We start from the raw sequence: 11,741 nt of genomic DNA, 5'->3' as shown, positions 1-11,741 counted from the left end.
TGCGAGACCAAGTCTCGCAGCGCCGTCGTCATGTGTTCTCAGGTTAGGAGGACGTCGCGTCCTCCTCGGTGAGCGGCCCATCCAGATCGGGGTCGTACTGAGGCTTGAACTCCTCGCCACGTTCGGCTGCTTCTGTGGCCTCACGCTCACGGTGCCGCTTCTTGTCCTCGATCATTCGCGCGAGATTCTCCTCGTGCTCGCGCTTGACCTCGTCCTCGGGCTGGCGTCGCATGTGGCCCACCGCGCCGTACACGGACCCGTCAAAGACCTTATTCCCGTGGTCCATCACGATTCCGCGTTCGCAGATGTCCATGACCAGATTCAGGTCGTGACTGACCACCACCAGGGTCTTGCCGCGGCGGACCAGGTCCTTGATGCGCCCGATGCACTTCTTCTGGAACGGCTCGTCACCCACGGACAGGATCTCGTCCACGAGGAAGACCTCGGGATCCGTGTGGACGGCCACGGAGAAGGCCAGCCGCAGGTACATGCCCGAGCTGTAGAACTTTACCTCGGTGTCGATGAACTCGGCAATCTCGGAGAATTCCACGATGTCGTCGAACTTCTCGTCAATCTCCGCTTTGGTCATCCCCAGAATGGCCCCGTTGAGGTACACGTTGTCACGACCGGTGAGGTCCGGGTGGAAACCCGCGCCGACCTCAATCAAACCCGCGACCTTTTCGCGAGTAAGAATGGTGCCGGAATCGGGATTCATCACGCCGGAAATCATCTTGAGGGACGTGGACTTGCCAGAGCCGTTGAATCCCAACAGCGCCACGGTCTCGCCGTCATAGATGTCGAACGAGACGTCATTGAGTGCCTTGAACTTGGCGGTGAGGTCACCCTTGCGGCCCTTGACCAGCCACACGAAGGCTTCCTTCATGGACCGGGTGTGGCGCAGCACGAACTCTTTGCTCATGTTCTGCACACGGATCGCGAGATCCGCTTCGGTACGTCCCTTAACGGTTTTGCTAGCAGTACTGGACACGATGATTTACAGCTCCTGCGCGAAGTTGCCCTCTTGGGCACGGAACAAACGGTCACCAACGAAGAAGATGAGCAAACTGACCACAATGGCCAGCGGCGTCCACATCGTCAGCAGGTGCGGCGGCACGTGCCAGATCTGTGGCGTGTCCGTGGTGGGGAACCAGAAACCGTAGTGGAACAGTTCCACCGCCACCGTCAACGGGTTGAGCATGTACACGAAGTACACCCAGTCCCACAGCTTGTCCCGGACCATGGTCCACATGTAGAGCACGGGCGAGGCCCAGGTGGACACCATGATGATCAGGTCCACGATGTTCTCAGCGTCCCTGAAGAACACGTTGAAGGTGGTGAAGAGCATGCCCAGGCCCAGGGCGAACAGGGCAATGATGAACGTCCCCACCAGCACGGCCAGCAATTGCTTCAGGTCGGGCCGCCACCCCGTGGCAAAACAGGCGATCAAGAGAATCGCCAGCTGCGGCACAAAGTGCACGAACGCCACCAACAGGTTGGAGACGGGAAATAGCTGTCTGGCAGATAGATCTTCTTCAGCAAGCCACCGTTGGCCACGATCGACCGTGAGGCGTTGCCGAAAACCTCTCCGAACAGGTTCATCACCACGATTCCGGAGAACAGATACACGGCGAAGTTTTCAATACCGCGGTTGAGTTCCAGGAACACGCCCATGGCAATGTAGAACACCAGGAACTGCACCCCGGGCTTGAGATAGGACCAGAGCAGTCCCAGCACGGTTCCCCGGTAGCGGATCTGGATTTCCTTGTCGACAATCAGCCTCAGCAGAAACCGATTCTCCAAGACGTCCCGCAGCCCGCGATCTTTTCCCGGGGGCCTCAAATGCGAAACGGGAGCTTTCATACGGGGTTGCCATCCTTTCCTCGTGATGCACCCTCTTGGGCATCACCGGATACAAGACGACGCCGCACGCGAACGAACGTACACGTGCGGCGTCGCGCATGGAGCAAAATTACTTCTTGGGGCCGTTCTCGGCAAAAGTACGCGCCCAGGCTTCCGGTGACGTGATGTCCGGAAGCGCAGCGCGGTACTGCTTGCTCAGCGACTCCCACTGTGCAAAGAGCTCCGCGTGCAGCTTGATGCTCTCGGTCATCAGTTCGCGCACCTGCGCCGGGTCACGGCGGTACCACGAGGCACCCGTACCGTCCGCATTGGAGACGATCGCGGAATCCAGGGTGGCCAGGTAGGACCAGTGACCGTCCATGTGGGCAACATTGGCTTCGGGGTTCTCCTTGGCCATGTCCCGCACCGGACGCAGCGTCTGCTTCAAGACGGTGCGCACGGCCCACGGAATGAGCTGCGGCTTGGTGGGAGCCTTGGGAGCTTCCATGGTCTTGGGAGGCTTCTTACGGCGCACCGGCGGGAGGTCGGCCGGATCCTTCACCACACGGGCGTCCGAGTAATCGTCCTTCATGGCGCGAATCTCGGGCATCCGGGTGGGCAGCATCTCATGGAGTCCGTCCGGCCCGGCCAGGACGTCCTGAATAGCCAACAACACGGACTTCGCCGGGTAGTACTGCATGGACACCACGTGCTTGGTATCCGTGGTGATGGACTCACGCAACATCCGCCCGCCCTTGGAGTAGGGAGAGTGCAGGAGAGCAGCGATCAGGCGATTGCGCTCGTGGAAGTAGGCTTGCCAGTCCACGGCGTCGTCCTTGTCAGCCCACGAAACGTGCCACACGGCCGCACCGGGAAGCGAAATGGTGGGGTAACCGGCTTCCTTGGCTCGCAACGAGTATTCGGAATCATCCCACTTGATGAACACGGGCAGGGACAGCCCAATGTCCTCCATGACCACACGGGGAATCAGGCACATCCACCAGCCGTTGTAGTCGGCATCCCAGCGGCGGTGCAGCCTGGGCCGCGAACGCAGACCGCGCTCGGCGAAGTCCACTCCGCCCAGGCCGTCGATGGCCCCACAGGAAGCGATAGGGGTTCACAACTTCTGCATAGGCGTTGAGCAACGGCTTGTTGTACATGTCGAACATGTGACCGCCGATGATGGACGGCGTGTGGCACATGTCGGCGAACGCCGCCGCACGCAGCACACCCTCGGTCTCGAGGAGGATGTCGTCGTCCAAGATGATCACGTAGTCGGACTTCTCCACGCCCTGAGGCGTCTCACGCCCCTGGAGTACCTCGTACATGTTGCGGGCAAAACCGCCCGAGCCACCCATGTTGCCCTGGCGAATGACGCGCAGCTTGCCATTCATTGCGGACTCGGCCTCGGCGAAGTCAACCTCGTCCGAGACCAGCTTGTTGCCCTGGTCCACAATGATCAGTTCGTCCAGAACCGCGTCCAATTCCTGGGCCGCGGCAATGGTCTTGATCGTGTTGACGCAGTAGTCAGGCCGGTTGAACGTGGTAACACCCAATGTCACGCGGCCTACATGGCGATCGCCCGAAGGAACCAGCCAACTGGCCTCGTCTAGGATCATGCCCTCGTCGTCCGAGATGAGATCGAACCAGTACCAACCGCCGTCACCGAAGGGCGCCAGCGTCAGCTCGAATTCGTGGGTGTCAGTCCCCTCGACTCGGCGGTCCTCAACGCGCTGGGCCACGCCGCGCGCGTTGGAACGGTAAACGATCAGCGAGCCCGCACCGGTGGTTTTGACGCGCAGGACCACGGAATCCGCCACGGTCCACCGACGCCAGTAGCTGGCAGGGAAGGCGTTGAAGTAGGAACCGAAGGAGACTCGCTTACCGGGGCGAATCCGAGCAGACCTGCGAGAAATGATGTCATCCGGGTGCTGCGACGCAGTGTCCGAACCCGCAGAGGAAGGGCCCTCCACGTTGATGGGTCCGTCAATGTAGAGCGGCAAGGAGTCCAGGTCCTTGTTGGCGGGGAAAACCACGCGCGCAACTTCGCGCAGGTCTTTACCGTTGGTCGGCTCATTGGTGATTTTGGCCAGGTACTCCTGGCTCTCCCCCGACCGAGCCGCTGTGTCCTGTGGGGTCTGCTCGCTCACTCGTCAACGCCTCCGCTGTTCAGCTGTGCACCGGACGTGAAGTGCGGTGCAATTTTGTTGTCCACCATGGACAGCGCGGCGCCAATGGCCATGTGCATGTCCAGGTACTTGTAGGTGCCCAGGCGGCCGCCGAACAGCACAGACTTCTCGCCCTTGGCCAGATCACGGTAGGCCAGCAGCTTTTCGCGGTCCGTAGCGGTGTTCACCGGATAGTAGGGCTCGTCACCCTTTTCCGCGAAGCGGGAGAACTCACGCATGATCACGGTGGCGTCCTTGGTGTAGTCACGCTCCGGGTGGAAGTGACGGAACTCGTGGATGCGGGTGAAGGGTACGTCCGGATCCGGGTAGTTCATGACCGAGGTGCCCTGGAAGTCCTCGATGTCCAGGACTTCCTCCTCCAGGTCAATGGTGCGCCAGGAGAGGTCGCCCTCGGTGTAGTCGAAGTAGCGATCCACCGGGCCGGTGTAGATGACCGGAACCTGACCCACCACGTTGGACTTGGAGAACTCCTGTGAATCGTCGAAGAAGTCGGTCTCCAAACGAACGTCGATGTTCGGGTGGTCCGCCATACGTTCCAGCCACGCGGTGTAACCGTCCACCGGCAGACCCTCGTGGGTGTCGTTGAAGTACCGGTTGTCGTAGGTGTAGCGCACCGGCAGACGCGAAATGATGGACGCGGGCAGGTCCTTGGGATCCGTCTGCCACTGCTTGCCGGTGTAGTGCTTGATGAACGCCTCGTACAAGGGGCGGCCGATCAGCTGAATGCCCTTATCGTTGAGGTTCTGCGGGTCGGTTCCCGCCAGCTCGCCGGCCTGTTCACGAATCAGGTCCCGCGCCTCACCCGGCGAGTAGGCCGAGCGGAAGAACTGGTTGATGGTGCCCAGGTTGATGGGCATGGGGAACACTTCGCCGTTGTGGCGGGTGTACACCCGGTGCACGTAGTTGGTGAACGCGGTGAACCGGTTCACGTACTCCCACACACGCTCGTTGGATGTGTGGAACAGGTGCGCGCCGTAGCGGTGCACCTCGATCCCGGTGCGTTCCTCGTTCTCGCTGTACGCGTTTCCGCCCAGGTGGGATCGGCGGTCAATCATGGTGACCTTCAATCCCAATTCCCTGGCGGCTCGTTCTGCCACGGTCAAACCGAACAGACCCGAACCCACGACCACCAAATCAGTGTTCACGTGTTTACTCCCTACCATCTTCACGACCCGGTGAGGGTCAAGACATCTTGCCCTAAGCTACCGGACTCCGCCGGTTCAGTACCTTCTTGACGCTGTGTGGACCGTCACCGTGATTGGTTCCGAACGAATCCGCTGAGCACCCATGTCGCAGCAGCACGACCGGAGGCGCCCAAGGACGCGTGGGCGCGGGCCCAGTCCGAGCGGCGTCGTATGCCCGTATCGCGATCATGCAAGCCGGCGGGCTCCATGGCTGCCCGCATTGCCGCTGCGACTTCGGTTGCATCGTGGCCGACGGCGCGGCCCAAGCCGTTCTCGGTGACCAAGTCCGCGGCCACGCCCTTGGCGCCGGCGTAGATCACGGGCGTGCCGCACGCGGCCGCGGCGTAAAGCTTGGTGGGCTTGGAGAAGTCATAACCCTGGCCGGGCACGATCGAGGCGAGCGCCGAAACTGCGCCGCGGGTGAACGAGGCGGTGCGTTCGGGTGGCTGGACGCCGTCGAAAACCACGTTGTTCGGGCGACCTCGCGAGCCACCCGTTCCATGCGTTCCACATCCGAGCCTCGGCCCAGGAAGTGGATTTTTACGTCCGGGTGCTCGTCGAGAATCTCGGCGAGCGCGTGGATGAACACGTCCGCTCCCTGCCATTCGGACATGGAGCCGGCATACACGAAATACGGTTCGGCGAGTTCTTCGGACGGGCCGTCCGGGGTGAAGATCTCGGTGTCGATCCCGTTTTCCGCCACGATCATTTTGTTGCGCTTCACACCGGTGACCTTCGCGAGCTCCGCACCCATGGCCTCCGACACGGTAATCACGCCGCCCGCGCAGCGTGCCGAAACGGTCTCGGCCACGCGCATGAGTGCGGTGACGATCCGCGGAACGTCCATGGTGATGGTCGCCGCGGTCCACACGTCCGGGTTGTACCAGATATACGGCCGACGCCGCAGCAGACTCGAGGCCCACACGGCCAGCCCCGTGGTGGGCGGGGGCTCGCTGACTACGATGTCAGCGTCCATGAAGAGCAACCGCGCAAAAGCCTGGATATCAAAACTCAAGTACTGGGGAATGCCGCGCACGTAGTCGTACTCGTCGCGCAGCACCGGTACGCGCACCACGGCGTACGGTTCGTCCGCGGTCGTTTCGGCCATGCCGCGCGGAGGGCGCGTGGTGAGCACGGTGACGTCCGCGCCTTCAGCGGCGAATCCCCTGGCCAGGGCGCGCAACCTGAACGACGCCGCCGCCGGTTCCGGCGTGAAAATCCGACTGACAATGACAACCTTCCGGGGTCTCATAGGCTCCACTGTCTCACGTACTCCGGGTCGGTGACCTGCCTGTCCACCGCTGTCATCCGGTAATTTCCCGAGATTTTCCCACCCGCACGGGGCGCGCGCTCCACAACGACGACGCCGCACGGGGCCTTCCGGACCGCTCCACACGTTGGTCGATGGGTCCGGGTGGTGATCACGTGGCGTGCTGTGCTGAGGCCCATGGAAATCATGGTCGGCCTGCGATGGGCCGGTGCCACCGAGTCTCGGGAGCACCGGGTGGCTATCGATGCCACACCGGGCACCGCTGGGAGCAGCGTGGCCCGGGAACTCTGTGCGTTTCTCGGAGCGGAAGCGGACCTGACCGTGGAGGGCATCGATATTGGTGCGCTCCGGTTTGGCGAGTTTCCGTTGGTGGACGGGGCCACGATCGTGCTGCATTCGAGTCGACCTTTTCCAGGCCCGTCGCCCCGTGAGACTCCGACGTGGTTCCCGACAGACCACCACGTGGGTCCTCCGCACCTTGAACGGTCGGGTCGTGACGCCGAACGCCACATCAACTGCCCCAAGCTCACGGTCGTGTCCGGAGTTGCGTGTGGCACTGAACTGGTCATCACCCGCGGATCACAGTTCCTGGAATCGGTGAATGGGATTCCCGAGCTGACTCCGTTGGCCGGCACCGATGATGCGACGGAGATCGTGATGGATCATTCCGACGTGCACATCAAGCCCGGACCCGTTCCATTGCGCGAGGGTGACCGGCTGCGCTGCCGGAGTTCCTGGCTGCAACTGACGATGCCCTCCGATGTCACCTCCGCTCGACGCCGGGTCTCATGGCCAGCACCGCTCACAGGCGACGACAGCCCGGCGCACATCATCACGGTTCACCGTGCGTCGGGGCAGGGCGCTCGCATGGGTTTGCTCATGGGATTGCTCCCCCTGATCTTGGGCGTGGTGATCACCGTGGTCACGGGCATGTGGTTCTTCATGCTCTTCAGCGCTCTGGGCGCAATCGTCGCGGTGGTGAGTTGGAGTGTCGGACGCGCCGCGAGAACTCGGGAACGAGCCGTGTGGCGGCCGCGCTGGAACGGGACCTGAGACGTTGCGGGGAGGCAGCGCCGTCGGCGGCGGAGGTGGTGGGTCGCTTGCGAACGTTGGATTCCGGTGCGTCCCTCGCTATTCCCGCCCACAGACCGTCGACCTCCGCGGTCGAGAGAGTCGAGCGATGGGTGCGCCTGGGCGAGGCCGAACGCACGGCGGCGGTGCACCTGGGCGATGGACCCGCTGCCGTTCCGGCCGAGCACCGGCTGGCACCTGTGCTGCTCAACCTGTCGCAAGTACACCACCTGGAACTGATCGTGCCGTCGCGCCATCGCGCGGACGTGATCAACGCAGTGGCCGTGCAGTTACTGACCGGACCCTCGGCGATACACCAGGTCATCGTGGACCCGGAAGTCGGATGGCGAGCCCCGCTACTCCCTGCCCTTCGGGTCGTGAGCTTCCCTCAGCACCGGTCGGTGACCGGCCCTGCCGTGGAGGTGTACTCGGCACAGACGGCCGCTTCAATCACGTCGGTGGAGGACCGCGTGCGCCTTGTCGTGTCGGTGGCCGGTGATGCGTCCGGTGGGAGTGGCGCGAGCGCCGTCCTGTCGTGGGATTCCTCCATCGTGCTGAGCTGTGACGTTCAGGGGGCAGTGCCGGGCTTGGATCCGACCGCCGGTCGGGACCGGATGGGGCTTCGGGTGGACACCGTCAGCTCCGCGGTGTTCGCTCCGGCGATGCAGCAGTGGTCACGCGTGCAGTCCGCGATCCCGTCATTGCGGGACGTCTCGGGACTGCCACAGTCCGTGGGCACCGATCTGGTTCTTCCACAGGCGAGCGCGATTCCGGATCTGTGGCGTGCGACCGCCCGGTTACCGAGACTCGAGGCGGCAATCGGGCTGTCGCGGCACGGCGTGGAATGTCTGCCGCTCAGTGACGAACACCCCCACCTGCTGATCGCCGGGACCACCGGCTGTGGGAAGTCCGAGGTTCTCCGAACATTGGTGGCCTCTCTGGCCTGTCGATACTCACCGGAACGGCTCGAGTTCCTGTTCGTTGATTTCAAGGGCGGTGCCGCACTGTCTCCGCTGTCCGACCTGCCTCACCGGTCCACGCTCCTGACCGATCTGGCACCCGAGGATGTCCGGCGAGCCTTGGAATTTCTGCGCGCCGAACTACGACGCCGTGAACGCCTCCTGGCCGGCCTGGGCGTCTCCGACTTTCAGCGGCTCCTGAGCACCGCGCCCTCCGCTGAGCCCCTGATCTTTCGGGAACTCGTGGTCGTGGTCGACGAGGTCAAGATGCTCGTGGACGCCTTCTCGACCGCCGGTGACGAGCTGGCCAAGATCGCCACCGTGGGCCGCTCCCTGGGGATTCATCTGGTCCTAGCCACGCAGCGACCGCAAGGGGCCATCCCCGCGGACGTTCGGGCCAACGTCAGCCAGGCCGTGTGTCTGCGGGTGCGGGCGGAGCAGGATTCCGCGGACGTCATCGGCTCGGCCGCTGCCGCTGGGATTTCGTCGACGACGCCGGGCCGGGCCTTCGTCGATGCCGGCCACGGGGCGCCCGTGGAAGTTCAGACGGCAATTCTCACGAGCTGCGCCGCTCCTCCGGCCGACGAAGTGCGCATCAGGCTGCCCGGGGGTGAGCATTCGCTCCGCCCCTCCGGCGGGCCGGAGGATGTTTCCGGTGTTGAGACCGGGGTCCTGAGGGTGGTGACTGAGATTGCGGAGGCCTATCGGCACGAGGATGGAGCGGCGCAATTCTTCTCGCCGATGGGGAACTCCCCCACCATTGCTCACTCCACCGTGAAACCCGTGCCGGTCCCTCTGCCGGAGACAGCGTTGCAGCTCGTCTGCGAGCGCGGTGACGTGGACCTGGGCCCCGCAGAAAATTCGTCGGAGCACTGGACCGGTCGAGCCAGCTGGACGCCGCAGACGGACGGCACGCTGTTTCTCATTGGTCAGCCGCTGCACACCTCACGTGCGTTGCTGTCCATCGCGGAGCAGTTCGCGAGTAGCCGTTCAGGCCCCGCGCTGTACGTCATCACGACCACCCCCGGGGTCGAAGGACCCACCCGAAGCTGGTCGGATGCCGGTCTGCTCCACGGCACGGCCACCGCTCAGGACGCCTGGGGCATCAAGGCACTCCTCGAATGCCTGACCCGAGGGTCCCAGCATTTCCTGTCCCGGTCCACTGCTGACCACCATTGCCCGCACGAGACAGCGGTGCTCATGGTCGAGGATTGGGATCGCTGCTGCACCCTCCTACGGGCGGGGCCGTGGGCGCACCTCGAGGACGATCTGATCTCCCTGGCCACGTCGGGTTCCCAGAACGGTGTGGCCGTGGTTCTGGCCGGTGAACGTTCGTTGTCGGTGGGGCGGGCGTCGTCCGTGGGTCGGTCTCGTGTTTACTTTCCGGCCGATCAAACTCCCGAATCTCTGCTGCAGTGGCCCAAGCTACCCGCGGTCAGGCCTTTCCCACTCCGCGGTGTCCTGCAGGGTGCGGCTGCGGACAGATGCTCTCCCGTGCCGGCGCAGCGCTCCCAGGGCGCCCACACGGTCATCCAGGTTCCGGCTCCCAGCGGGGACCCTGTCCGTACCGAACGAGCACACGCCGGGGCAGCCGACCCGGACACGAGCATCTGGCCGCGCTATCGATCGCTCCCCGGGTGCTGGTCCGTAACGAATGACCGCGGACCGGGACTTCTGGTGGGCCTGAGCACCGAGCATTTCCCCGTCTCGAGCGATTGGGGCCCGAGTTCCACGCTGTTGGTCGTGGGGCCTTCACGCTCGGGGCGCAGCACGTTCCTGGATTCTGTGGAGACGTCGCTGTCGCCCGGAGCCGTGCTTCGCTGTCACCCCGAGTCTGCGGACGAGGTGGAGCGTCTGTTGTCCGGGGCCGGTCCCGACACGACCCTGATCATCGACGACGCCGATTCACTCGGCGCCCAGGTGGTCCAACGCCTGGGTGCGCTGTGGCAACCAGGGTCGGAACGAGCGGCGTCGTCGTCCGAAAAGACCTGCGACTGGTCGTGGCGCTGCGGCTCAGCGACGGCTTGCCAGCGCTCTTTCCACCACTGATGCAGTGGCGGCACGCGGCCGACACCTTGCTGCTGCGGCCCAGAAAAGCGTTCGACGGCGATCTGTTCGGAGCGTCCTTGACCGGTATGCCCGTGGGCGGGCCCCCGGGCGGGGTACTGGATCCATCGAGGTGTGCCCGAGCTGGTTCAGACTCCTCAGCGGGATGCGTAGCTCAGCGGGACGGCTGACGCGCGGACTCCACCATCCACTGCGCCGTGGGACGGTTGAAAAGCGCCATGAGCGTGATGATCGCGGCCGCCACGCAGGCCACGCCAATGGCGCGAGCACCGACCTGGGTCAGCGAGATGCCCACGATCACCAAGAAGGCCTGGGACACCAGAATGGCCGCTCGCGGCCACCGGCGCCCTTCACCGTGCCCACGCCGCGGAGCCCAGCCACGCGGCAGCAGCCAACATCACCACCGCACCGAAAATGATGCCCGCCGTGGGAATCAGGTGCTCGGAGAACAGCGAAATCACGAACCGGACCCCCACGTAGGCAAGGGCCAGAGCCTCCAGGCCAACGATCGCGCAGATCACCCATACCGTCCACGGGCGATCTGGAGACTTCTGCTGGGAGGCGGGGACCATGGATGGGCCTTTCATGAGGACGAGCCGGGCACCCTCAACTCTAATGTCGTTCACGGAAGGTCATGATCAGTCGGTTGATTTGGGAAAACTTTCGGTGTGATATACCGCTCAGACCCTTGTTCACGAGTTGTTCACGTGAGAAAGTACTGGACAGATCATCTTTTGAGGCCCGGCCACCGCGGGCCTTTTCTGTGTGTACTCCCCCCGAACACTCTCCTGTCGCGCTCAGCCTGCGCTCGATGGTGATGCCGTGTTTTCGTGCACACCCTATTTTGTGAAAGGAGCGTCGCCGCAGATCATGGATTGGCGTAGTCGCGCAGCATGCCTCGAGAAGGACCCAGAACTATTTTTCCCCGTTGGTAACACCGGCCCCGCTCTGTTGCAGATCGAAGAGGCCAAAGCCGTGTGCCGCACGTGCGAGGTCATGGACACCTGCCTGCAGTGGGCCCTCGAATCCGGCCAGGACGCCGGAGTGTGGGGCGGTATGAGTGAAGACGAGCGCCGCGCCCTCAAGCGCCGTGCCGCTCGCGCACGCCGCGCTTCCTGAGGATTCCAGCTCAGATTTATTTGGACAGAGCCCCCGCGACCGT

The 11,741-nt window shown here is 63.7% G+C and carries 11 protein-coding genes and 1 pseudogene; 3 read left to right on the top strand and 9 right to left on the bottom strand.

The annotated features are described in order from the left end of the window. Positions 1–43 precede the first annotated feature (43 nt). The 7 genes and pseudogenes from YO9_RS0112385 to YO9_RS0112365 form a co-directional block, all read right to left on the bottom strand. The gene (locus YO9_RS0112385; protein ID WP_031273229.1) at positions 44–988 is read right to left on the bottom strand and encodes an ABC transporter ATP-binding protein; all 945 of its coding nucleotides are present in this window, start codon (positions 986–988) and stop codon (positions 44–46) included. A gap of 6 nt (positions 989–994) precedes the next feature. Further along, positions 995–1,860 (bottom strand): annotated as a pseudogene (locus YO9_RS0112380) (ABC transporter permease). Positions 1,861–1,969: 109 nt separating this feature from the next. Continuing rightward, positions 1,970–2,875: a glycosyltransferase gene (locus tag YO9_RS20955; protein ID WP_317259829.1), complete on the bottom strand. Its 906-nt coding sequence runs from the start codon at positions 2,873–2,875 to the stop codon at positions 1,970–1,972. Further along, positions 2,766–3,989, bottom strand: a complete 1,224-nt coding sequence (locus YO9_RS20950) for a glycosyltransferase (RefSeq protein WP_317259828.1) — start codon at positions 3,987–3,989, stop codon at positions 2,766–2,768. The genes YO9_RS20955 and YO9_RS20950 overlap by 110 nt, the downstream gene beginning before the upstream one ends. Further along, entirely contained in the window at positions 3,986–5,173 is a 1,188-nt protein-coding gene (gene glf, locus YO9_RS0112370) for a UDP-galactopyranose mutase (RefSeq protein ID WP_016997773.1), read from the bottom strand. Before glf ends, YO9_RS20950 begins: the two co-directional genes overlap by 4 nt. Positions 5,174–5,277: 104 nt before the next feature. Further along, positions 5,278–5,532, bottom strand: a complete 255-nt coding sequence (locus tag YO9_RS18490) for a hypothetical protein (RefSeq protein WP_016997772.1) — start codon at positions 5,530–5,532, stop codon at positions 5,278–5,280. Next, positions 5,529–6,464 (bottom strand): glycosyltransferase, encoded by a 936-nt coding sequence (locus YO9_RS0112365; protein ID WP_223286514.1) that lies wholly within the window; start codon positions 6,462–6,464, stop codon positions 5,529–5,531. Before YO9_RS0112365 ends, YO9_RS18490 begins: the two co-directional genes overlap by 4 nt. Before the next feature lie 204 nt (positions 6,465–6,668). Between YO9_RS0112365 and YO9_RS18485 the strand changes: the two genes are divergently transcribed. Beyond that, positions 6,669–7,535 carry a hypothetical protein gene (locus YO9_RS18485; RefSeq protein WP_223286513.1) on the top strand — a complete coding sequence of 289 codons (867 nt, stop codon included), beginning with the start codon at positions 6,669–6,671 and terminating at the stop codon, positions 7,533–7,535. Positions 7,536–7,666: 131 nt separating this feature from the next. Beyond that, positions 7,667–10,561: an FtsK/SpoIIIE domain-containing protein gene (locus tag YO9_RS0112350; protein ID WP_223286512.1), complete on the top strand. Its 2,895-nt coding sequence runs from the start codon at positions 7,667–7,669 to the stop codon at positions 10,559–10,561. A gap of 172 nt (positions 10,562–10,733) precedes the next feature. On the opposite strand, the gene YO9_RS18480 is transcribed toward YO9_RS0112350, so the two are convergent. Continuing rightward, entirely contained in the window at positions 10,734–10,898 is a 165-nt protein-coding gene (locus YO9_RS18480) for a hypothetical protein (RefSeq protein WP_016997771.1), read from the bottom strand. Positions 10,899–10,929: 31 nt separating this feature from the next. Continuing rightward, the gene (locus tag YO9_RS0112340; protein ID WP_016997770.1) at positions 10,930–11,151 is read right to left on the bottom strand and encodes a hypothetical protein; all 222 of its coding nucleotides are present in this window, start codon (positions 11,149–11,151) and stop codon (positions 10,930–10,932) included. Positions 11,152–11,449: 298 nt separating this feature from the next. Here YO9_RS0112340 and YO9_RS0112335 point away from each other — a divergent pair, with 298 nt between their 5' ends. Further along, entirely contained in the window at positions 11,450–11,698 is a 249-nt protein-coding gene (locus tag YO9_RS0112335) for a WhiB family transcriptional regulator (RefSeq protein WP_019309413.1), read from the top strand. Positions 11,699–11,741 lie beyond the last annotated feature (43 nt).

The organism is Kocuria atrinae C3-8, assembly GCF_000286355.1.
Lineage (GTDB): Bacteria > Actinomycetota > Actinomycetes > Actinomycetales > Micrococcaceae > Kocuria > Kocuria atrinae_A.
Note: the sequence above shows the minus strand (reverse complement) of the source record. Positions and strands in the feature narration are given on the sequence as shown.